The sequence below is a fragment of the Flavobacterium davisii genome (assembly GCF_042182265.1).
Lineage (GTDB): Bacteria > Bacteroidota > Bacteroidia > Flavobacteriales > Flavobacteriaceae > Flavobacterium > Flavobacterium davisii.
On the sequence record NZ_CP097869.1, the window covers coordinates 3,247,842 to 3,272,298 of the forward strand.

Below are 24,457 nucleotides of genomic sequence, written 5' to 3' on the forward strand. Positions count from 1 at the left end.
TATTACGATCATCATTTAAATTTCTCGCTGTGAAATATTGTAATGATTATTCTTATTTTTTCATTTAAATATTTAAATTGTATACTATTTTAGCAAAAAACGAACGCCCATAAGCCAACATGAGTTGAGCATTTCTTACATGTCCTCTAGATTGTTCCAATCCTGACTGACTTATATTCGTTATATCTAAAATATTTCTTGCTCCAATAGTTGTTTCTATCTTTCCTTTAAAAATCTTTTTTTGTAGTGTAAAATCCAGCCAATTTGAAGAGTCTACAGTAGAAATTTCATATTTAGTTGCGCCTTCTACTAGTTGTTGAACTCTCCCATTGTACTTATAATAAAGAGATGCGTTGATTTCTGGTTTTGAAAAAGAATAAGACAGACTACCATTACAATTAAAAGAGTATAAATAATCTTTATTGGAAGAAAAAACTTGATTATCTATTTTTTGAGAAACGCCTACTAAAGAGGCACCTAAACTGACTGAAATTCTTTTAGTTTTTAACTGAGTCAAAGCTGCTATATTGAGCACTTTATATTTACTAATATTAATATATTGGTACTCGGGATTGCCTGTGTCAGGATTAAATCTAAATAAAACCATATCTATTTTATCCTTTAAGTCAATAAAACTAGTTGATAATTGGTTGGAAAAAATGCTATTTTTTTTAAGTTCTTGTACTCGTTTTAAACTAGCTTCATAGGAAGTACTGGTTTCTGGAAGCAATTTTTCATTACCTGAAAAAAAATGTCCATCAAAAATTTGTTTAGAATAAAGTTCAGTAAAATTGGGCGTTCTATAAGAAGTCCCATAAGATAATCGCATCTCAACTCCTTCATTAAATAAATGCCGCAAGGCTAATGAAGAAGCATATTGATTTTGAAACAAAGATTGAATAGAAAATCGTAATCCTGGTTTAATAGAAAATTTATTTGTAATTGATAATTCACTAGAAACATAAAAATCATAATTATTGATTCTTCTTTCAATAGGTTCTAAAATATTATTTTCCTTTTGAATTAAAGAAAATCCTTTACTAGATGCCAATTCATAACCTAATAATAGATCTGCTTTATCAGTATTAAAAAAATTACTCAAAGACCCCGTACTATAATATACCTCCATCGACTGATCTTTAAAAAGATCATGATTCCATTCGTTTTTGTTATATAAATTAAATTTAAAATTTTCTAATTTTCGCTCTTGTTCTTGATAAGAAAAAGAGCCTGTGTATTTTATTTTAGAAAAAAAATGTCCTGAGAGATTTAAACTATGAAATAATCTGTTTACAAAATACCGTTTATCATTAGCATAACGATAATACCCTAAATCATCGTTATATCCTGATTGAACTGTACTATTATAGAATTTAACTAATTCTTTAAATACTTCTAATTTATAATTCAAATCAAAATTTTCAGTATGATAAACAATCGTTGTAGTACCATTTAGTTGTTCTTTAGGCAACCATCGTAATCCTCTATTCCCATCATTTTCGCTATAAAACTTACCTTGTTTAGTATCATAAAACCCCTTAAAATCATTTCTATTAAAACCGAAATCAACATATAAACTCTCCTTATAATTATAGGATAATTTTAAATTTTGTATATGTCTTCCTTTATCAAAAAAACGAAATTCTTTACCTATGGTTTCTTCTTGAACACCCATTTTAAAAGCTAATTTCCCTGAAAACTTCTTTTTTGTAATAATATTCAAAACTCCCGTAACAGCATTAGCTCCATGGGTAACCCCCATAGATCCTTCAACTATTTCAATTCGCTCTACATCATTCAAATTAATTTGTGAAAGATCAATATTATTTCCTAAACCATTTTCATTAATTAATGGCACATTATCTACTAATATTTTAAAATATTGACCATCCAATCCAAACAAAGAAACAGTAGAACGACCATTTATACCACTCGGTTGCAATGAAATATTTAAATACTGATTCAATACATCTGTAAAGTTATTAGCAGATAAATTTTGTATATCTTTAGAGGTTATAACTCTCACATTAAAAACAGATCTTTTTAATGATTGAGGACTAAACTGTCCTGTAATTACTACTTCATCTATTTTTTTTACTCGTAACGAGTCTTTTAAATTAATTTGTCCGTTTACTATATTACTTAAAAAAAGTAGAACAAAAACAAGCGTTTTTATTTTATACATGATAGAAGATGTATTCTTTATTCGAATGCAAATATACTCTTATTTTTATTTATTCTAAATTAAATTAATATATTTGCTAAAATTTTTTAAAACAATCTTTACATGAAAAAAACAACTTTAACGCTTATTCTAATAAGTCTATTTTCGAAAAACTATGGACAAAACAAAAAAGAAGAGGATAGAAAGGCAATCAAATCAATGTGCGGATGCTATGAAGTTGAATTTAATTTTACCGAAACATTTAACTATTCAAAAAACAATGATTATAAACCTTCTCCTACAAAACACGAAAAGGCAATCGAATGGATAGAACTAATTGAAGAGGAATCAAACAAACTATCATTACAACACTTACTTATCACTGGAGAAACAGAAGAATCAATCGTAAAACACTGGAGACAAGATTGGTTGTATGAAAATACTGACTTGTATATTTTCGAAAAAGATCAAACATGGAAATACAAAAAACTAGATAAAAAAGAAGTAGTAGGTCAATGGACTCAAAAAGTATATCAAGTTGACGATAGTCCTCGTTATGAAGGTTCAGCTTCGTGGGTACATATTGACGGAAGACATTTTTGGGAAAATACGACAGCTGCTCCTTTACCACGTAGAGAGCATACAATAAGAAATGACTACAATATTTTAAAAAGAAATAACATACATGAAATAAAAGATTTTGGATGGATTCATAATCAAGATAATAAAAAAATAATACGCGAAAATGAAGATACTTTATTAGCCGAAGAAAAAGGATATGATGTTTACAAAAAGATAGATAATTCTAAATGTACTTTGGCTCAAAATTACTGGAAAAAAAATAGCACTATTTGGAAAAATGTTAGAAATAAATGGTCCACTATTTTCATCAAAAACAAAGACTTAACATTAAAAAAAGAAAAACAACCATTATTCACAAAATTGTTTGAATTAAAATCAGAAGCTACTCCTGAAGAAATAAGCCACATAATTGATTCTTATATAAGTAAATAATTTTTTTAAAACCCCGATATTAAATTTAATACCGGGGTTTTATCATTGAGGTCATTTAAACTTTTTGGGTTAAAGTAAAAAAATTGAACTACTTCTTACAAGGAGATGTTATGAAGTAACAAATGGTAATTTAGTGTCCTTTTGCCGCTAAATATCTTTCCGCATCAAGAGCGGCCATACATCCCGTACCTGCAGCTGTTATAGCTTGACGATATACATGATCTGCGGCATCACCTGCAACAAAAACACCTGGAACATTAGTTTTTGAAGTACCTGGAACATTTACAATATAGCCTGTTTCATCTAAAGCAATATAATCTTTAAATACATCAGTATTAGGTTTATGACCAATAGCTACAAAGAAACCTGTTGCAGGAATTTCTGTTATTTCTCCTGTTGACTTATTCTTTGCTTTAACAGATGTTACAACCTGACCATCTCCTAAGACTTCTTCTGTTTCTGTATGCATTAAAATTTGAATATTTTCAGTTTTACGCACTCGCTCTTCCATAATTTTTGAGGCTCTAAATTGCTCACTACGAACAAGCATTGTTACTTTTTTACACATTTTAGATAAATAATGCGCTTCTTCACACGCACTATCTCCAGCTCCTACAATAACCACTTCTTGATTACGATAAAAGAACCCATCACAAACAGCACAAGCTGAAACTCCTCCTCCCATATTTAAATAATGCTGTTCTGAAGGCAAACCTAAGTATTTAGCGGATGCTCCTGTAGAAATAATCACTGTATCACACAAAAGTTCTTTTCCATCATGAATCCATACCTTATGTAAATCACCAGAAAAATCTACTTTCGTAACCCAACCATTTCGTATATCAGTTCCAAAACGTTTTGCTTGTGTTTCTAACTGCACCATCATCTCTGGCCCTGTAACTCCTTCTGGATATCCTGGAAAATTTTCTACTTCATTAGTCGTTGTCAACTGTCCTCCTGGCTGAGTCCCCTGATATAAAACAGGATTCATATTAGCTCTAGCAGCATAAATAGCAGCCGTATAACCAGCTGGACCAGAACCGATAATTAAACATTTTACTCTTTCTATTGTAGTATCTGACATAATATTAATTTTAGGTGTCAAAAATAATCATTTTAAAGCGGAATAAAAGTAACTAAAATTACAGTTTTCAATACATTTATAAATATAAATGATTTATCAATTTATTATAAAAAAGAAAAGACTATTTTCTATTGATAAAAATGAGGGGAACTAAAAGTAGAACTTAGTTTACACAAACTGTTTATCCCAAATTCCGTATTAGACTTCTTTGTGAAAATGAAAAGAAGAAAAATAAAAATAGATGTTTTTTATCAGAGCTGTGGAGGCAAAAGCCGTAATTTAACGCATGACCTGTCCCTTTAACCAAGGGCATAAATAACATTAATAATATATGATTTATCCTGTTATATAAATGATAAGACCGTAAACTCTTAAAACAATCTAATTAAGGACAAAAAATATACTTTTAAAATTTGAAGCCCTTATTTGTAGTAAATTTCTAACATATAATCTGAATTTATACAAAAACTATCTCCAATAGAGACATAAACACTTTACCTCGGATTCTGGATTAAACTTCATTGTGAAATAAAATTTATCCATAAATTCAAATGCTCACGGGAATTTTTAAAAAACAAGAAACTATTTTGATTATTAAAATCAGCGTACCTACTTGAATTGGAAGAAAATAAGGTGAAATAGTTGGCTTTGCCAATTCACTTCGTTTAAATTTAATAAAAAAAGGCTGATCCAGTGCACACTTTAGGACAGCCTCTTTTTCTATTTTTTTTCTTTATAAAATTTCACCAATGCAGTAATATATAATACCAGAGCTATCGTATAAAACAATAAAGAAATTTTTACATTCTTAGTATATTGAGCTACTAAAAGGGCTGATGTTCCAAAAAGAAAAAAATGAAACGTTTTAAAACTTTGCATATTATTTAAAGAAAGAGTCTACAAACTCATATTTATTAAACACTTGAAGATCATTAATTCCTTCACCTACTCCAATATATTTGACTGGAATTTGAAATTGATCGGAAATACCAATTACGACTCCTCCCTTAGCGGTTCCATCTAATTTTGTTACAGCTAAGCAAGTAACTTCAGTTGCCGCAGTGAATTCTTTTGCTTGTTCAAACGCATTTTGACCTGTAGAACCGTCTAATACTAATAACACATCATGAGGAGCATCTACTACCACTTTTTGCATTACTCTTTTAACTTTTGAAAGTTCGCTCATTAAACCTACTTTATTATGCAAACGTCCTGCTGTATCAATAATTACAACATCTGCTCCTTGTGCCACAGCACTTTGTAAGGTATCAAAAGCTACAGAAGCAGGATCACTACCCATTTGTTGTCTTACAATAGGAACTCCTACTCTATCTGCCCAAATTTGTAATTGATCAATTGCTGCAGCACGAAATGTATCTGCCGCACCTAGCACTACTTTATAACCTGCATTCTTAAATTGATTTGCTAATTTACCAATAGTAGTAGTCTTACCTACTCCATTTACCCCCACAACCATAATAACATACGGTTTTTTATTCGCGGGAATAACAAAGTCTGTTTCATCACCTGAATTAGTTTCTGATAAAAGAGAGCCAATTTCTTCTCTTAATATTTTATTAAGTTCATCTGTACCTAAATACTTATCACGCGCTACACGTGATTCAATACGTTCAATAATTTTTAAGGTGGTATTGACTCCAACATCAGAAGTTACCAACACCTCTTCTAAATTATCTAATACATCATCATCTACTTTTGATTTACCAGCAACTGCTTTAGTTAATTTAGACAAGAAAGAAGTGCTTGACTTTTCTAAACCTTTATCAAGTGTTTCTTTTTTTTCAGAAGAAAAAATTTTTTTAAAGAAATTCATTTATATATGATTTACAATTTACAACTACGATCTATATACTCAATAAATCAAAAAAACGAAAATATACTTTATACAACAAGAAAAGTATTATTTAGGTTATTTTTTTAGCAAATATAAAATAAAAAAGCCACTTCAAAAAAGAAGCAGCTTTGTTATATTGAATAGATAAAATTATTTCTTTTTTAGAAATTCATCAACTTCTTCAGGAGACATGATAGCCTCAACAAAAGTATAAGCACCAGATTTAGGAGATCTTACCATTTTAATAGCTTTAGATAATCTCTTAGATGCTGTCTGTAGGGTTGCAACGGTTTTCTTTGCCATGACTTACATTTTTTAATTGAAATTTTTAGTTATAAAAACTTCTAAATTATTTAATTTCTTTATGAACAGTCACTCTCTTTAGGATAGGATTGAATTTTTTAATTTCTAATCTATCTGGAGTGTTCTTTTTATTTTTAGTAGTAATGTAACGAGAAGTTCCTGGTACACCAGAAGTCTTATGCTCTGTACATTCTAAAATCACTTGAATTCTATTACCTTTCTTTGCCATCTTAAAATATATTTAAATTAGGAATAGATTATTTGATTAATCCATTAGCCTGTGCTTGTTTCAACACAGCTGAAATTCCATTCTTATTAATCGTTTTAATTGTAGAAGCAGCTACTCTTAAAGTAATCCATCTATCTTCTTCAGGAAGGTAAAAACGTTTTTTAATCAAGTTTACAGAGAATTTTCTCTTTGTCTTGTTCATAGCGTGCGAAACGTTGTTTCCTACCATCGCTCTTTTTCCTGTAAGGTCACAAACTCTTGACATTATACTTATGTTTTATCGTTATTCAAAATCAGGGTGCAAAGTAACAAAAAATAAAACGATTAAACAAACTATTTTGCTATTTTTTTAAAATTTCTTTATACAACATTTCAAGCCCCTTATTTACAGCTCTTTCTATTACTTTTTCTCTTGGTTGCCCTAGCTCACATTTTTCCACGACTATCTTTTCAGGTGTTGCTATTGCTATATATACTATCCCCAGATCTGCATCTGATTCTCCTTTAGAAGGCCCTGCATTTCCTGTTGTAGCAATTGCGAAATCTGTTTTCAACAACTCTTTTACATTTTTCACCATCATTTGAGCTACCTGCTCACTTACTACTGAATATTCGTTAATAACAGCACTATCTACGTTTAACAACATTTTTTTTACATCTGTAGCATAACTTACAATCCCTCCTTTAAAATAAGCAGAAGCTCCTGCCGTTGTCGTCAGTAAAGAAGCTATCTTCCCTCCTGTACAACTTTCCGCAACTGATAGAGTCATTTTTTTTTGAGTTAACAACCTTCCTAACATAACTTCAATTGTTTCTCCTTCATCCAACCCCACTAAACAATCTTGTATCAAAGGTTTTATTTTTTCGACTTCCAAAGCCACTCTTTCTTTTAATTCCTGTTCATTAATGCCTCTTGCCGTCAATCTGAGTTTTACCTGAAAAGGACTAGGTAAATAAGCCAATTTAATAAAATCTGGCAGCTTATTTTCCCACTCTTCAATTCGTTCAGCTAACAAACTTTCTCCCACTCCATAAGTCATCAATGTTTGATGATAAATATAAGGACGATCAAACCTATTTACTAATTTTAACACTACCTCATCATCCATCAAATGCTTCATTTCATAGGGAACTCCAGGAAGAGAAATAAAAACTGTCTTTCCTTTTTCCATCCACATTCCAGGTGCTGTTCCTACTTGATTAAATAGTACTTTGCATTTAGAAGGCACTAACGCTTGATCTTTATTTAATTGAGTTATAGGTCTTTTAAAATAATTTTCAATCATTTTGGTTACATGTCTCAGCACTTCTTCATCACAAACTAAAACATCATCTAAATATTCACATAGTGTTTTTTTTGTAATATCGTCCTTTGTAGGACCTAAACCACCTGTTATAACAACAACATCTACTTGATCTTGTAAGTAGGAAAGTGTTTTTAAAATATGTTTTTTATCATCAGAAATAGACAGCATTTCCACTGTCTGAATACCTATTTTATCTAAAGATTTTGCTATATAAGCAGAGTTTGTATCTGTAATTTGGCCAATTAATATTTCATCTCCTATAGTTATGATAGCTGCTTTCATCCTTTTTATTTATTTTCTTTTACAAATATCAAAAAAAAAAACAAGGATCAAAGGATTCTGATCGTTATCAAAACTCCTTTAAATCCTTGTTTTTCAATCAAGTAATTTTTATTAAAATTTGAAATCTTTTTTCACTTCATCTAAAGCCGCATTTATTCTAGCTTTTAAACTTTTATAAATTTCTTTAATTTCCTTCTTTTTTCCTTTATCGCGTGTCCATTGCTCAATTTGAAGAATTTCTTCTTTGGCAGCTTCCATTCCTAACAAATCCAAAGTCGGTTTTGTCTTATGCGCATACCCATAAGCTTTAGCATAATCTTTTTCTTCAATACCTTCTTTTATCTGTCTTACATCTTCTGGAACTTCTTCTATAAAAAGAGTAATTATTTGACGTACAAAATCATCATCATCATCTGAAATTGCATATACTTTTGCTAAATTATAATGAATAGCCATTATTTAACCTGAATCTTAAATAGTTGTTTATTTTCTAAATATCCTTCCAAAATATCATTTGGATTTACTTTAGCAACTCCTGCAGGAGTTCCCGTAAAAATAACATCACCTGTTTTTAAAGTAAAATATTGCGAAACGTAAGCAATGATTTCATCTATCTTCCAAAGCATTTGATTTGTATTGCCTTGTTGAACAATTTGTGAGTTATTTCTTAATTCAAAGTTAATATTTTCTAACGAACTAAAATTTTTTTTCGATAAAAAGTCACCTATTACCGCTGAACCGTCAAATGCTTTTGCTATTTCCCACGGTAAACCTTTCTCTTTTAATTTTGCTTGTAAATCGCGGGCAGTAAAATCAATTCCTAAACCTATTTCCTCATAATATTTATGAGCAAATTTAGCATCAATATACTTTCCTACTTTATTTATTTTCACCAAAACTTCTACTTCATGATGAATATCATCACTAAAATCAGGCAAGACAAAAGGAAACTGTTTGGGCAAAATAGCGGTATCCGGTTTCATAAAAACTACTGGCTCAATCGGACGTTCATTATTAAGTTCAGCAATATGGTCAGTATAATTACGACCTATACAGATTATTTTCATTTCTCAAGTAATTAGTGATAAGTGATCCGTAATTAGCTCCTATTCACTATGCGCTAATCACGCTTCACTTTTTACTGTTTTGTATTTAATTTTCTCAATTTAATCCCTGTTAATACTTTCTTGGTATACAAAGGAAAATCAGCATTTTGAATCCATCCAAAATACCCTGGTTCTTTATCAAAAACCTCTTCAACTAAGGCTCCTTTATGTTTACCAAAAGCAAAGATTTCTTGTCCTTTTTCATTTAAAGCAATAAAACCTGCAAAATCAACTGATTTTTTACGGGTTGTATACTCTGACAATATCTTCATATCGTTTTCTAAATCAGGATAACGATCTAGCTGTGCTTTCAAGATTTCGTAAGTGGCATTGGTATCCGCTTCTGCGCTATGTGCATTTTCCAAAGATTGATTGCAATAGAATTTGTATGCAGCACTCAATGTACGTTCTTCTTTTTTATGAAAAATAGTTTGAACATCAACAGAAACTCTATTTTTCATATCAAAATCAACTCCTGCACGTAGTAATTCTTCTGCTAATAAAGGAATATCAAAACGATCCGAATTAAATCCTGCTAAATCAGAATCTTTTATCATACTATGTACTTGACTAGCTAATTCTGAAAAAGTAGGCTCATTTGCTACTTTTTGATCTGAAATACCATGAATGGCAGCTGCTTGTACTGGAATAGGAATAGTAGGATTTACCAACCATGTTTTACTTTCTTTATTTCCATTTGGAAAAACTTTTATTATTGAAATTTCAACAATTCGATCTTTTGAAATATCTGTCCCTGTAGTTTCTAAGTCAAAAAAACAAATCGGACGATTTAATTTTAACTCCATTAATTTATTATTCGGTTAATAGTACAAAGATATAAATCTGGAAAACAAAAAATCCAAATAAGTTTCCTTATTTGGATTTTTATTTTATTTATATAACAAATTATATTTCTCGATTAAGATCCCAAGCTTCTAATATATCAGCTACTCGTTTTACAAACATACCTCCAAGAGCTCCATCTACCACTCTGTGGTCGTATGAATGTGAAAGGAACATTTTTTGACGAATCCCAATAAAATCTCCTTCTGGCGTTTCAATAACAGCAGGTACTTTACGAATGGCTCCTAAGGCTAAAATACCAACTTGTGGTTGATTTATAATAGGCGTTCCAAATACTGACCCAAAGGATCCTACATTGGTTACAGTATAAGTTCCTCCTTGTGTATCATCAGGTTTTAACTTACCTGCTTTAGCACGGTTACCTAAATCATTTACCGCTTTAGTCATTCCTACTAAATTTAACTGATCTGCATTTTTAATTACAGGCACAATTAGGTTTCCGTTAGGCAATGCAGCCGCCATACCTAAATTAATATTTTTCTTTTTAATGATATAGTCTCCATCTACTGAAATATTCATACCAGGAAAATCGCGTAATGCTTTAGCAACAGCCTCCATAAAGATTGGAGTAAAAGTTAACTTTTCACCTTCTCTTTTTTCGAAAGCATTTTTAACCTTATCTCTCCATTTCACAATATTTGTAACATCTACTTCAATAAATGACTGTACGTGAGCTGAAGTCTGAACGGACTCCACCATGTATTTAGAAATAAGTTTACGCATTCTATCCATTTCTACCATTTCATCCGCACCGTTTACCGATACTGGAACGGCTTGTATAGCAGAAGCTGTAGCAACTGGTGTTGCTTTTACAACTGTAGATACTACTGACTGATCTCCTCTATTTTTGATATAATTTAGAATATCTTCTTTATTTACACGTCCTTCTTTACCTGTACCTTGTATAGACTCTAATTCTACTAAAGAAACACCTTCTTCTTTTGCAATATTTTTCACTAATGGTGAAAAGAATTTATCAGAAGCTGAAAAATCTACTGAAGCAACTGTTTCTTTAGCCACTTCAACCGCTTTAGTTACTTCACTAACTGCTACAGCTACTGGCGCTTCAGTTGCGGTAGTTGTTCCCCCTTGGGAGGTTAGGGGGCTATCTCCTTCAGTTTGAATAATAGCAATGGTTTGACCTACTTGTACCACATCGTCTTTTTGAAATAAAATCTCAACTAACGTTCCTGCTACCTCACTTGGCACTTCACTATCTACTTTATCAGTAGCTATTTCAAGTACCGCTTCATCCATATCAATGTGGTCGCCCACATTTTTTAACCAATTGGTTACAGTTGCTTCTGCAACACTCTCACCCATCTTGGGTAATTTCAATTCAAACTTTGCCATATCTTTAAACTCAAGTTGTGTTTTCTTATCTAAATTGCAAAATTAACAATTATTTTGATTAATAATTTCGTTTAATATAATTTTTACCTCAACAAAAGAACTTCTCCTTTATCGTTACTACTATTACTTCCTAATATAAAATCGGAATTCATTGGAAGAATCTTGAAGGTAAAACCGCTATTCTTATTTTTTTCTAAAAATGTAATAATTTCTTTAAAAGAAAAACTATTATTATCTAGTAAAACTTCTATTTTATTTTTAGTTAGATAGCTATGCGAAAATAAGGGATTTTGTTCAATATCATTAATCTGTGTACATTTTTTTTTTAGTACGTTGGCGATTTTTTCACCTATTTTTTCATTTTTTGTATACAAAATATACTCCGCTATATTGTAAAAAATTTGTTTTTGTTGTTTGCTTTTTAGTAATGCAAAAAATATGGCCCCTACTTTCATTAGAATTTTAAAGAAAAAAGCCCCTCCAAAATGCTTATTATAAAAAAACTGCATCGCATCACTAAAATGTTTGATATATTTTCTGTCTCTCAAAGTACTTTCTCCCTTATAATGTATGATGCTTGTATCATGGTAATAATAATTTTGAAATCCTTCTTTTTGCACCAAATAACTTAAGTCTATGTCATCGGAATACATAAAACAACCTTCATCAAACCCTCCCACTTTTAGATACAATTCTCGCTTCATTACCATAAAAGCACCAACTAAAACATCTATTTTCCCTGATTTATTTTCACTCAAATGTTGGGCATAGTATTGATTAAAGCATTTGTTCTTAGGAAATATTTTATATAATCCTAAAATTTTAGTACTGGCAACCCAAGGAGTAGGCAATCCTCTTTTACTTTCTGGCAAAAAATTCCCCGTCCCATCTATCAACTTGCAGCCTATTATACCTGTATCTGATTTCCAATTTTTAGCGTTTAATATCTTAAAAAAAGTATCTTCTGCCACAACAGTATCGGGATTTAGAATACAAATATATTTTCCTCGTGCTTGTTTTACTGCTATATTATTTCCTTTTGGAAAACCATAATTTTTTTCATTTTGAATAAGCTTTATTCCTGGGAATTTTTCTTTCATCATTTTACAACTATCATCAGAAGAATTATTATCGACTACTATAATTTCACTATCAATATCTTGAAGCGCTTTTTGAACACTTAAGACACATAGCTCTAAAAAATAGCGCACATTATAACTGAGAATGATGACCGAAAGTTGCATAATACAAATATGTAACTTTATATTCTATAAAAAAAGCCGATAAATCGGCTTTTTAATTATTGCATTACAAATTCTATTTTCTTATTATCTTCTGTTAAGGTTCCTTTCCCTCCTGTTTCTTTTGTCATCCAAGATATTTTTCCATCTGAATAAACAGGATTTCCACTATCTTCTCCTTTCTTTTCTAATCGTTTAAATTGCTCCCCTTCTTTTAACTGAATTTCAAGAGATCCTTTCTCTTTTTCAAATTCTGGGGTATAAATAATTTTCAAACTTCTTTTTCCATCTACACTCTTGTAACTTGTAGTGTCAGAATTTTCAATCATTTCAACTTCATCTTTGTTGTATTGATCTACTTTTTCTTGTGTTACTTCATTTTCTTTTGTGTTTGATTCTGATTCTTTTTTGCAACTAATAAAAGCAGACATTAGCAGTACTCCGATAATTACTTTTTTCATATTTATTATTTGATTTTAAATTTTCTATTTTAATCAAGAAGATCATTTTCCGAATAATTCTTTTGAACTATTGATCGTTTTATTTTCTTCTATTTTTCTAACTTTATTTAAGACTCTTTTTTTACTTGAACAAGATCTGACTTTTTTGATATTCTCAAAACAATGTTTATTTCTTACATCAAAATCTATGCTAATTTTAAACTTAACTTTACTCTTTTGTATTATATAAACGAATATTCTTCTTAGGATAGTATAAAATTATTTAATAAAATAATATTTTAATCATGAAAGAAATAAATATTGTGAAAAATATTTTAGTAAAATAGTAAACTGTTAATCTATAATTTTTAGAATATTATATTTTGCAATGTTTTATTTAACATTACTTTTGCTAAAAAAAGTTGTGAATTACCTTTCAGTTGAAAATATATCAAAATCTTACGGCGAACGTGTTTTGTTTAAAGATTTATCATTTGGAATAAATAAAGACCAAAAAATAGCTTTTGTAGCTAAAAATGGAACAGGAAAAACCTCTATTCTTCGTATTATAACCGGAGAAGACACACCTGATAGCGGTCAAATTATAATGCGAAAAGAAATCCGTATGGCCTTTTTATCGCAAGAACCTAACTTACAAAACGAATTGACTATTGAGGAAAGCATTTTTGCTAGTGACAATGAAATTCTGAAAGTTATTGAACAATATGAAAAGGCGATTTTAAATCCTGAAAATGAGGAAGCGTATCAAAAAGCTTTTGACAATATGGACCGCCATAATGCTTGGGATTTTGAAACCCAATACAAACAAATTCTTTTCAAGCTAAAACTAGAGGATTTAAAGCTAAAAGTTAAAAACTTGTCGGGTGGACAAAAAAAGCGTTTAGCATTAGCTATCATTCTAATCAACAAACCCGATTTATTAATTCTGGATGAGCCAACCAACCACTTGGATTTAGAAATGATTGAATGGTTGGAAAATTATTTTGCCAAAGAAAACATTACATTATTCATGGTGACACACGATCGTTTTTTCTTGGAACGTGTGTGTAATGAAATCATTGAGTTAGAAAACGGAAAAATATACCAATACAAAGGAAACTATTCCTATTATTTGCAAAAGAAGGAAGAGCGTATTGCATCTGAAAATGCGAGCATTGATAAGGCTCAAAACCTTTTTGTAAAAGAATTAGAATGGATGCGTCGCCAACCGAAAGCGCGTACTACCAAATCGAAATCACGTCAAGACGATTTTTATGTGATTAAAGAAAAAGCAATGAGTCGCCGTAAGGAGAACGTAGTAGAATTGGAAATCAATATGGAACGTATGGGAAGTAAAATTATCGAACTTCACAAAGTTTCTAAAAAATTCAACGAACGTGTTATCCTAAACGGTTTTGATTATACGTTCAACAAAGGCGAGCGCATTGGAATCATTGGTAAAAATGGTACTGGAAAATCGACTTTCTTAAATATTCTGACCCAAACCATACAACCTGATAACGGTAAAGTGGTTATCGGAGAAACCATAAAAGTGGGTTACTACACACAAGCGGGTATCAATCCTAAGCCTGAACAAAAAGTAATTGATATTATTAAAGAATACGGGGAATATATTCCTTTAACCAAAGGGAGAACGATTTCTGCAGGAGGTTTATTAGAACGCTTTTTGTTTGACCGTAAGAAACAACACGACTACGTAGAAAAATTAAGCGGTGGCGAATTAAAACGTTTATATCTATGTACGGTTTTAATCCAAAATCCGAATTTCTTAATACTAGATGAGCCTACAAACGATTTAGATATCGTAACGCTAAATGTACTTGAAAACTTCTTATTAGACTACCCAGGTTGTTTATTAGTAGTGAGTCACGACCGTTACTTTATGGATAAAATTGTAGACCATTTATTTGTATTTAGAGGACAAGGAGAAATAGAAGATTTCCCTGGAAATTATTCTGATTTTAGAGCGTATGAAGATAGTAGTAGCCCCCCAACCCCCAAAGGGGGAGTTGACGAAACGCAAACTGCGAAGTCTAATTGGAAAGAAAAACAAGTTAAACAAGGCTTAACCTTCCAAGAACAAAAGGAATTCCAAAAAATTGAACGCGAAATCAAAGATTTGGAAGCTAAGAAAAAAGAAATTGAAGATTTATTTTCAAATGGAAGTGTGGCTGATGACCAAATTGAAACAAAAGCAAATGAATTGCAAAAAGTAATTCAGAAATTGGAAGCTAATGAAGAACGTTGGTTTGAACTTTCTATGAAGATGGAAGAATAGTTTCACAAAGTGACACGAAGTCCTCACAAAGTCACACAAAGTTTTTATTTTATATTTACTTTGTGTTTCTTTGTGGCAAACTTTGAGAAAATCTGTGTTACAAATAATAAAATCATATCTAAAATTTCTTTGGAAATCCACCAACCAACACGGAGTCCACTCCCCTTTTGTATTTAGTTTAGTAACCAAATGTTTTTACGACAAAACCCACTATCCTGAATACTCTATTTTAAAAGAATACCGAAAAAACCTTTTACAAAATCACAAAACCATTGAAGTAACTGACTTTGGTACGGGTTCACGTGTTTTTAGATCAAATAAAAGACCAATTTCTGCGATTGCTAAAAATGCTGGAATCTCTCCTAAAAGAGCCGAATTATTATTTCGTGTAGTGCGTTATTTTCAACCTGAAACTATCTTAGAAATTGGCACTTCGTTAGGATTAGCAACCTCAGCCTTGTCATTAGGCAATCCCAAAGCTAAAATTACTACTTTAGAAGGATGCACAAACACAATTGCAATTGCAAAACTTCAATGTCAATTGCAAAACTTCAACAACATTGATTTTGACAATACAGAATTTTCAAATTATCTAAATCAAATTCTCCCTTTGAAGACTAGGGGGCTTGAACTAATCTATTTCGACGGTAACCACTCTAAACAAGCTACACTAGAATATTTCAATTTATTACTCCCAACAATATCTAACGATTCGATTTGGATATTTGACGATATTCATTGGTCTGCTGATATGGAAGAAGCTTGGGAAACAATAAAAAAGCATGAAAAAGTAACCGTTACCATTGATACTTTTCAATGGGGTTTTGTATTTTTTAGAAGGGAACAAGAAAAAGAGCATTTTATCATACGAATATAATTCATGCTCTTTTATTCTTTATTTTATTTAAAAAGCAGTGTTGATATTTAATGATAATCCACTACTTTCAGGAACCATTCTACAAACACCTCCTACACACATTAAACCTCCTCTTTGCCTTCCATAAGCTAATTGAATACGGGTTGATTTTTGTCTAAACACACCACCAAAACTATAATAATGTTGGCGTTTTTCTACATCTTCATTACCATAATTATAAAGATCTGTTAGATATAAAGAAATTTTTTGATTAAAATTAAATTCAAAAGTACCTCCTCCCCAATTCTTTTTATCAGAATCAGCCCAAAGATGTTCTGCTAAAATTCTTAATGACTGATTTTTATTTTTAAACTTATAAGTTCCTTCTAAACCTATGTTATTAGTCTTAACAAGTCCATAAGTTTCTTCAATCAACTTTTTATTATAATACTGATTTATATAAACAAAATTCATTGTGAGATTATCATTAATTTTTTTATCAATTTCTATATTGTAATCAGTAAAATATTTTTGTCCCAAACTAAAAAAATCAGTTTTATAATCTCTAGGATTATAAAAAGAATATTTGCCTGCCAAACCAAACCAACTAGATGCGTTTAAAGCTATTTTTGTTCCATATTTACCTCCTAAACTAGATCCTTTTTTAAAGTTATAAAATATATCTATTTGCCCTCCTATTTCTCCTGCTTTTAAAATTGCTTCATCTGGCATTGAAACATTAGATTGTGCTTGATAAACATAAATATTGGCTAAATTATTATGATGTTGTTTTGTTAAACTAGGAACAAAATTTATTATTTTGTCATTGTACAAATTACCTTTTGCTTTTCTCTCTGAAAAGAAGCTCATATTTTCTAATCTTCTAAACGTTGCATCAATACCAAATCCTTTTTTTGAAAATCCAGTATTTATTAAAAGAGCAGACCCTGATTTTATAAAATCTTCTTCTATTTCCCCAAATTCTACTATAGCATCAGGGGACTTATAATCATATTCTGTAGCAATATAAAAGGCTCCTTTTGAAAAATTTAATCTACCTGAATAAGCATTTGTTAAACTCAAAAATTTAGGGCGAATTACGTCTGTTAATTCATTTCTACCTACATAACTAAAACCAATCTCAAGTGTAAAATAGTCTTTATTAAATAAATTGGTGATATCAATATCTGTATTAAAACCATAAATATCCGAATTTGCTACTTCAAAACCTGTTCGTTGTTTACCATATAATGCCGTTAATGAAATAAAATCAAATGGCTTATAACTTATTTTACCTCCTCTTAAAGCGTTATTAATTCCTAAAGCTCTATCTTCCCAAGTTCTTAGAATCAAACCGCTACCAAATTGTTGATAAAAATAACCTGCTGTTACATCTAATTTATTTGATTTATAATTTAAAAAATAGGTCCCAATATTTGTTTTTTCATATTTGGGATTAAAATTCAACAACGCATTATCAACATAAGATTCTGTTTGAACACCTACAGTAAATCGTTTGTAATTATAATTAAGTCCTAAATAATTATTTGAACGTATTGGATAATCAGGATGATTAATTTTCAACTCTTTATCATTCAAATACCATTGTCCATTTGACTCAAAAAAGCCAAATACTTTTCCATACTCTTTTTTAGGTGCTTCTTCTGTTGTTCCTTCTTGAGCAAATGAGAATATTGAAGGGAATAAACAACAAAATAAAATTATTTTTTTATACATGAGATTTATAAAGTCTTTAATTTGTTATACAATTCTTGTTCACTTCCTGGTGTATATCCATTTTGGATGTAAACAACTTTCCTATTTTTAACAACCATAGTAAAAGGAGGGTTAACAACTCCCATCGCTCTTTTAAAATCTTGATTAGTATCTAATAAAACTTTATATGTCCATTCTTTTCCTTTTACTAAAGGTTTTACTCTCTTTTGTGTTCTTGTATCGTCTATTGATACAGCTATAATTTCAAAATTTAAATTTTGCTTCCATTCTTCTTGAATCTCATTCATTTCTTCTAATTCTTTAATACAAGGACCACACCATGTTGCCCAAAAGGTAAAAACATATAATTTATCCTTTTCTTCAAAATCTTTTTGAATAGAAAATTCTTTACTATCCAAATCTTTTAATACGATATTGGGTATTTTTTGTTGAGCAAGGGCACTACTTGCTATAAAGAAAAAAAACAAATTTTTAAATACTTTTAACATAAGATTTTTTTTACGATTTTTTTTGCTAAAGTATTTTTTTTTATCATCTTCGCAAATATTTATTTTAATTAACTCAAAAATAATATTATGAAATTTTCAAAAATATTATCATTTCTTGCTGTTTTTTCACTATTAGCATGTAGTAAAGAAAATGAAACAAAAGAGTCTACACCCCAAGCTATTGTTGATAATCAAACACCTTCTGCTTCTTCAAAATTCATCAAAAATGTCCTTATTGAGGATTATACAGGTACTTGGTGCGGATGGTGTCCTAGAATAAGTTATAGTACTACAAAAGTAAAAGAAAACACATCCAAAGTTGTAAGCGTAGCAATACATAGAGGCTCTAGTGGCGGCGGATTTGACCCTTATAACTACTCAGGAACTTTACCTGCTGTAATTAAAAGTTTCCCAACTGGTATACTTAACAGAAAAATTGAATGGAAATCACCTCAAAACAATAATATTAATCAAGTAGTTGACTTAACTAATGACAATACTGATTTAGGAATTGCAATGAACTCAACCGTTGATTCAGAAAAAATAAATCTAAGTATAAACATTAAAGCTACTAAAGATTATAGCAATCTTAAACTCGTAGTTTATATTGTTGAAGACGGTCTAATATCCAACCAAGCAAATTACACTAATTTCTACGTAAGCGATTCTGTAATAAAAGATTTTGTTCATAATGATGTTTTAAGAGAATGCTTAACAAATATATACGGTGATCCTGTAGAAACAATAAAAGCAAACAATACCGTAACTAAAAATTTCAACATTCCTTTATCAAGAAATGTACAAAATAGCAAAAAAATGAGATTTGTAGCGATGATTTTAAACAATGATGGTGAATCATTAAATGTTAGAGAGGTTTCTCCTAATGTTAAACAGCTTTTTGAAGTTACTCAATAAGACTACATATCTTTTCAGAAGAGGCTTAAGTAAAAATAACTTAAGCCTCTTTTTTTCATCTACAACTGTAACATATTTTGTTTTTAGATACTAATTGTAAAAAGTATTCACAAAAATGGATAAATCATTAATCAAAATATCAGATATCAAACGTGATTTTCAATTAGGAGACGAAACTATCCATGTTTTAAAAGGAATTGATTTACATATCAAAAAAGGTGAATATGTTGCTTTAATGGGGCCTTCTGGTTCTGGAAAATCAACATTAATGAATATTTTAGGATGTTTAGATACACCTACATCAGGAGAATATATTTTAAACAAAAAAGATGTTTCCAAAATGAAAGATGATGAATTGGCTGAAATCCGCAATAAAGAAATTGGTTTCGTGTTTCAAACTTTTAATCTTTTACCACGAACTACTGCACTAGACAATGTGGCATTACCTATGATTTATGCAGGTTACTCAAAATCAGACAGAACAAAACGAGCAATAGAAGTTCTTAATCAGGTAGGATTAGGCGATCGTATGGATCATCAACCCAATCAACTTTCAGGTGGACAACGCCAACGTGTGGCTGTAGCAAGAGCTTTAGTCAACAAACCTTCTATTATATTAGCTGATGAGCCCACAGGCAATTTAGATAGTAAAACCTCTATTGAAATCATGAAACTATTTGATGCTATTCACGCCAACGGAAACACCGTTATACTAGTAACTCATGAGGAAGATATTGCCCAACACGCCCATAGAATTATCCGCTTAAAAGACGGATCTATTGAAAGTGACAAGAGTAATAAACGTTAATTTTTATTATTCCTTTTTCATCCAAATTATGCTTTAAAAATTTATTATAGATTAAAATGACTTGAAATCTAAAAAAGTATACTTTTTGTCCTCGATGTAATAAAACTGCATCTTCAATAAAAATTTTTCGTACATTTTTATATTCTTTGTCTTTTTCATCTTCATCACAAAATCAATCACGTAGTCTGAATTTAATCTCAAAATAACTATTTCTGATCTTTAAATTAATTTAACTAACAATGCTAAGTAAAATCAAATTTATTTTAATGGCTACTGTTTTTTCAACAGTTGCTTTAGCTCAAAGTCAGCATCAATGGAAAGATGCTTCTGGTAATGGATACCATTACAAATACGTTACAAACGACCCTACTAAAGCTCGTTTTTATACCTTAAAAAATGGTTTGACTGTTATTTTGAGTCCAACCAACAAAGACCCCAGAATTCAATGTTATGTGGCTGTAAAAGCAGGTAGTAAAACAGACCCTGCAACCAATACAGGTTTAGCACACTACTTAGAGCACATGTTATTCAAAGGAACGGATAAATACGGTTCATTAGATTGGGCAAAAGAACAAGTAGAATTAAACAAAATTGATGCTTTATACGAGCAATACAACAAATCAAAAGACGAGGCGCAACGTAAAGCCATTTACAAAAAAATTGACTCGGTTTCTGGTGTGGCGAGCAAGTACGCTATTGCTAATGAGTACGACAAAATGATGTCGGCTATGGGCGCACAAGGCACTAACGCATTTACTTCATTTGAACAAACCGTATATACAGACGATGTACCGAGTAGTTCTATTGATAAATATTTAGCAGTACAAGCCGAGCGTTTCCGTAATCCTGTTTTACGTATTTTCCACACCGAATTGGAAGCCGTTTACGAAGAAAAAAACCGTACTTTGGATAACGACGGACGTAAAGTATTCGAATCTTTGTTTGCGAATTTATTCAAAAACCACAACTACGGTTTACAAACTACTATCGGTACGGTGGAACATTTAAAAAACCCATCATTAGTAGAAATTCGTAATTATTTCAATAAATTTTACGTTCCTAATAATATGGGGATTATCCTTTCAGGCGATTTCAATCCTGATATGATGATTGCTAAAATTGACAAAGCTTTTGGTTATATGCAAAATAAGCCTGTAGCTAAATATACTTTCCAACCCGAAAACCCTATCTCGGCTCCTATAGTAAAAGAAATTGTAGGTCCCGATGCAGAAAGTGTAACATTAGGTTACCGTTTACCAGGTAATAAAGATAAAGATGCCTTATTAGCTGACTTAGTAGGACAAATTTTAACCAATGGAAAAGCCGGTTTATTAGACTTAAACTTAGTTAAAAAACAACGTTTATTAAGAGCTAGTGCTTTTACCTATTCATTAATTGATTACGGAATTTTATATTTCTCTGCTTCGCCAACTAATGGACAATCGCTTGAAGAAGTAAAAACATTGGTTTTAGCTGAAATTGAAAACTTGAAGAAAGGTAATTTTGATGATAACTTAATTCCTTCTATCATCAACAATATCAAAAAATCGAAAATCTACGAAACTGAAAAATATGGTGACAGAGCAAGCACTTTAATGGATGCTTTTACATCTGAATTAGATTGGAGAGACCAAGTGGCTTATGTAAATGATTTATCAAAAATCAAAAAAGAAGACATCGTAGCTTTTGCAAATAAATATTTAGGAGAAAACTACGTGGCGATCTTAAAACGTAAAGGAGAAGCACCAACTAGCAACAAAATTGAAAAACCTGCTATCACCCCAGTAGAAACAAATGCAGATAAACAATCTGATTTTGTTAAAATGGTTAATGATATGCCAAGTACACCTGCACAACCTGTTTTCTTAGATTTTGACAAAGACATCCAAAAATCAAAAATGGGTAAAGCAGAAGTATTATACGTTGCTAACAAAGACAATGATATTTTCCGTTTAAAATACCGTTACAAAATCGGTTCATTAAACGATTTAAAACAAGCTATCGCCTCACAGTATGTTCAGTTTTTAGGAACAGACAAAATGACGGCTGAGGAAATTTCAAAAGAATTTTACAAAATTGCTTGTAGTTTCAGCGTGAGTACTAACGAAGAATACACTATTGTTGCGATTGAAGGATTACAAGAAAACTTCGAAAAAGCAGTAAAACTTTACGAAGACCTTATTACAGGTATCAAGGCGGATGAGAATGCCTTAAAAGCCTTAAAAGCACGTTTAGCAAAATCACGTAAAGATGCTAAAGCAAACAAAGGCGCTATCTTACAAGGTTTAACAAGCTACGCTCAATTTGGTCCAAAAAACAAATTCAACAATACGCTTTCTGACGCAACCTTGGAAACTATGACTGCTCAAGAATTAGTGGACCGCATCAAAAATTTAAACCATTACGAGCAAACTGTAATTTACTACGGCCCACAACCGTTACCAGCTGTTGTAGATAAATTAAAAACAATGCACACCGTACCCGCTACTTTCGCTACAGCTCCTGCTATGAAAGAATTCAAACAAGTTGTACAAACGGCTAACCAAGTTTTATTTACCGATTACGACATGGTGCAAGCGGAAACACGTTGGATTAGAAATACAGACAATTATGATGTAAACAAAACACCAATTGTAAATGTTTTCAATAGCTATTTTGGTGGTGGTATGGGCTCTATCGTGTTCCAAACTATCCGTGAAAGTAAAGCCTTAGCTTACAGTACTTACGGTTATTATGTTGCACCTCAAAAGAAAGACCAAAATTATTACATGATGAGTTATGTGGGGAGTCAAGCGGATAAATTCAATGAAGCTACAACTGCCATGAATGAATTATTAACTAAAATGCCTGAATTACCCGTTAATTTAGATTTAGCTAAAACAGGTGTTAAAAAAGACATTCAAACCGAGCGTATCACGCAAGATAATATCATCTTCACGTATTTAGCCAACAAGCAATTAGGCGAAACCTCTGATATTAGAAAAAGAGTCTACACGGCAGTTGACGCTATCACCATGCAAGATGTTAAAAATTTCCACAGCACTAACTTAGCAGGAAAACCCTATACCTATGCTATCGTAGCTTCTGAGAAAAAAGTTTCTTTAGAAGACATGAAGAAATTAGGTGAAGTGAAAAAGATTTCGTTAGAAGAACTTTTTGGCTACTAAAAAAACTTCAAATATCATTTTTAAAAGACCATTTCGAAAGAGTGGTCTTTTTTTTTCTTAACATCAAAAAAAGAACGATACAGACTAGTATAAATATTGAAATTTGATTTTAAAAAGAAAGGCTTTGGTTTTTAATTCCTATTTTTGATTCGGAAAACATTTAACCGCAAAGGTCGCGAAGAATTACGCGAAGTACGCAAAGAATACTCTGTGAAACTTTGTGCAAAACTCTGTGAAACTCTGTGCAACAAAACCTTTTAAACTCATAAACTTCTAAACCTATAAACTTTTAAACCCAAAATGAAAGTATACACAAAAACAGGCGATAAAGGAACCACAGCCCTATTTGGAGGCACACGCGTTCCCAAACACCATATCCGAATTGAAAGCTATGGCACAGTAGACGAATTAAATTCCTACATTGGACTCATACGCGACCAAGAAATGAATCCGTTGTACAAAGCCGTACTTATAGAAATACAAGACCGTTTGTTTACGTTAGGAGCCATTTTAGCCACTCCACCCGAAAAAGAAGTCCTAAAAAATGGACAAAAGCGTTTACAAAACTTAGGCTTAACCGAAACCGATATCGAATATTTAGAAAACGAAATCGATAAAATGGAAACCGATTTGCCACCTATGACACATTTTGTCCTTCCAGGAGGGCATACCACGGTGTCATATTGTCATATTGCACGCTGTGTATGCCGTCGTGCCGAGCGTTTATCCACCCAATTACACGAAGAAGAACCCACAGATGAACTTGTTTTAAAATACTTAAACCGACTTTCTGACTATCTTTTTGTACTGGCACGAAAGTTGTCACACGATTTGAATGCAAATGAAGTACCTTGGATACCTAGAAAATAATTTTGGATTGAAAATTCACATTCAAAACAAATTTATAAACTAAACGAAAGTTCTTACTTCATAGTCTATTTCAGG

The 24,457-nt window shown here is 31.1% G+C and carries 22 protein-coding genes; 7 read left to right on the forward strand and 15 right to left on the reverse strand.

The window, feature by feature from the left end; translation table 11 throughout:
- Positions 1-64: 64 nt before the first annotated feature.
- Positions 65-2,185: a TonB-dependent receptor plug domain-containing protein gene (locus NAB20_RS13890; RefSeq protein ID WP_375605262.1), complete on the reverse strand. Its 2,121-nt coding sequence runs from the start codon at positions 2,183-2,185 to the stop codon at positions 65-67.
- A gap of 102 nt (positions 2,186-2,287) precedes the next feature.
- Between NAB20_RS13890 and NAB20_RS13895 the strand changes: the two genes are divergently transcribed.
- Positions 2,288-3,178, forward strand: coding sequence for a DUF6607 family protein (locus tag NAB20_RS13895; protein ID WP_105196019.1), 891 nt, complete (start codon positions 2,288-2,290; stop codon positions 3,176-3,178).
- Positions 3,179-3,308: 130 nt separating this feature from the next.
- On the opposite strand, the gene trxB is transcribed toward NAB20_RS13895, so the two are convergent.
- The 12 genes from trxB to NAB20_RS13955 form a co-directional block, all read right to left on the reverse strand.
- A complete protein-coding gene (gene trxB, locus NAB20_RS13900) occupies positions 3,309-4,262 on the reverse strand; it encodes a thioredoxin-disulfide reductase (protein WP_088395036.1) in 954 nt (317 codons plus the stop codon).
- Positions 4,263-5,142: 880 nt separating this feature from the next.
- Complete coding sequence (gene ftsY / locus NAB20_RS13905) at positions 5,143-6,096, reverse strand: signal recognition particle-docking protein FtsY (RefSeq protein WP_105196020.1); 954 nt, start codon at positions 6,094-6,096, stop codon at positions 5,143-5,145.
- Positions 6,097-6,267: 171 nt separating this feature from the next.
- Positions 6,268-6,420, reverse strand: a complete 153-nt coding sequence (locus tag NAB20_RS13910) for a DUF4295 domain-containing protein (protein WP_088393331.1) — start codon at positions 6,418-6,420, stop codon at positions 6,268-6,270.
- Positions 6,421-6,466: 46 nt separating this feature from the next.
- Entirely contained in the window at positions 6,467-6,649 is a 183-nt protein-coding gene (gene rpmG / locus NAB20_RS13915; RefSeq protein ID WP_008253902.1) for a 50S ribosomal protein L33, read from the reverse strand.
- 28 nt (positions 6,650-6,677) lie between these two features.
- Positions 6,678-6,914 carry a 50S ribosomal protein L28 gene (gene rpmB, locus NAB20_RS13920; RefSeq protein ID WP_014166479.1) on the reverse strand — a complete coding sequence of 79 codons (237 nt, stop codon included), beginning with the start codon at positions 6,912-6,914 and terminating at the stop codon, positions 6,678-6,680.
- Positions 6,915-6,990: 76 nt separating this feature from the next.
- Positions 6,991-8,238, reverse strand: coding sequence for a CinA family nicotinamide mononucleotide deamidase-related protein (locus tag NAB20_RS13925; RefSeq protein ID WP_375605263.1), 1,248 nt, complete (start codon positions 8,236-8,238; stop codon positions 6,991-6,993).
- A gap of 111 nt (positions 8,239-8,349) precedes the next feature.
- Positions 8,350-8,694, reverse strand: a complete 345-nt coding sequence (locus NAB20_RS13930; protein ID WP_088393335.1) for an Hpt domain-containing protein — start codon at positions 8,692-8,694, stop codon at positions 8,350-8,352.
- Positions 8,694-9,305, reverse strand: coding sequence for a fumarylacetoacetate hydrolase family protein (locus tag NAB20_RS13935; protein WP_088393337.1), 612 nt, complete (start codon positions 9,303-9,305; stop codon positions 8,694-8,696). The genes NAB20_RS13930 and NAB20_RS13935 overlap by 1 nt, the downstream gene beginning before the upstream one ends.
- A 71-nt stretch (positions 9,306-9,376) precedes the next feature.
- Positions 9,377-10,150 carry a 3'-5' exonuclease gene (locus tag NAB20_RS13940; protein ID WP_088393339.1) on the reverse strand — a complete coding sequence of 258 codons (774 nt, stop codon included), beginning with the start codon at positions 10,148-10,150 and terminating at the stop codon, positions 9,377-9,379.
- A 100-nt stretch (positions 10,151-10,250) separates the two neighbouring features.
- A complete protein-coding gene (locus NAB20_RS13945) occupies positions 10,251-11,561 on the reverse strand; it encodes a dihydrolipoamide acetyltransferase family protein (protein ID WP_127822788.1) in 1,311 nt (436 codons plus the stop codon).
- A gap of 83 nt (positions 11,562-11,644) precedes the next feature.
- Positions 11,645-12,805, reverse strand: a complete 1,161-nt coding sequence (locus tag NAB20_RS13950; protein WP_127822787.1) for a glycosyltransferase family 2 protein — start codon at positions 12,803-12,805, stop codon at positions 11,645-11,647.
- A 56-nt stretch (positions 12,806-12,861) separates the two neighbouring features.
- Positions 12,862-13,263: a hypothetical protein gene (locus tag NAB20_RS13955; RefSeq protein WP_105196025.1), complete on the reverse strand. Its 402-nt coding sequence runs from the start codon at positions 13,261-13,263 to the stop codon at positions 12,862-12,864.
- A gap of 403 nt (positions 13,264-13,666) precedes the next feature.
- Between NAB20_RS13955 and NAB20_RS13960 the strand changes: the two genes are divergently transcribed.
- Both NAB20_RS13960 and NAB20_RS13965 read left to right on the forward strand, forming a co-directional pair.
- The gene (locus NAB20_RS13960; protein ID WP_375605264.1) at positions 13,667-15,541 is read left to right on the forward strand and encodes an ABC-F family ATP-binding cassette domain-containing protein; all 1,875 of its coding nucleotides are present in this window, start codon (positions 13,667-13,669) and stop codon (positions 15,539-15,541) included.
- Between the two features lie 94 nt (positions 15,542-15,635).
- Positions 15,636-16,418 (forward strand): O-methyltransferase, encoded by a 783-nt coding sequence (locus tag NAB20_RS13965; protein ID WP_375605265.1) that lies wholly within the window; start codon positions 15,636-15,638, stop codon positions 16,416-16,418.
- A 27-nt stretch (positions 16,419-16,445) separates the two neighbouring features.
- Here the strand turns inward: NAB20_RS13965 and NAB20_RS13970 are convergent, their stop codons facing one another.
- Complete coding sequence (locus NAB20_RS13970; RefSeq protein WP_375605266.1) at positions 16,446-18,134, reverse strand: DUF6029 family protein; 1,689 nt, start codon at positions 18,132-18,134, stop codon at positions 16,446-16,448.
- A 5-nt stretch (positions 18,135-18,139) separates the two neighbouring features.
- The gene (locus NAB20_RS13975) at positions 18,140-18,622 is read right to left on the reverse strand and encodes a TlpA disulfide reductase family protein (RefSeq protein WP_088394798.1); all 483 of its coding nucleotides are present in this window, start codon (positions 18,620-18,622) and stop codon (positions 18,140-18,142) included.
- An 87-nt stretch (positions 18,623-18,709) separates the two neighbouring features.
- Between NAB20_RS13975 and NAB20_RS13980 the strand changes: the two genes are divergently transcribed.
- The 4 genes from NAB20_RS13980 (at position 18,710) to NAB20_RS13995 (ending at position 24,382) form a co-directional block, all read left to right on the forward strand.
- Positions 18,710-19,537 (forward strand): Omp28-related outer membrane protein, encoded by an 828-nt coding sequence (locus NAB20_RS13980; RefSeq protein ID WP_235877617.1) that lies wholly within the window; start codon positions 18,710-18,712, stop codon positions 19,535-19,537.
- 115 nt (positions 19,538-19,652) lie between these two features.
- On the forward strand, positions 19,653-20,345 hold the full coding sequence (locus NAB20_RS13985; RefSeq protein ID WP_105196028.1) for an ABC transporter ATP-binding protein: 693 nt from the start codon (positions 19,653-19,655) through the stop codon (positions 20,343-20,345).
- A gap of 239 nt (positions 20,346-20,584) precedes the next feature.
- Positions 20,585-23,512: a M16 family metallopeptidase gene (locus NAB20_RS13990; RefSeq protein WP_375605267.1), complete on the forward strand. Its 2,928-nt coding sequence runs from the start codon at positions 20,585-20,587 to the stop codon at positions 23,510-23,512.
- 300 nt (positions 23,513-23,812) lie between these two features.
- On the forward strand, positions 23,813-24,382 hold the full coding sequence (locus NAB20_RS13995; RefSeq protein WP_127822781.1) for a cob(I)yrinic acid a,c-diamide adenosyltransferase: 570 nt from the start codon (positions 23,813-23,815) through the stop codon (positions 24,380-24,382).
- Positions 24,383-24,457 lie beyond the last annotated feature (75 nt).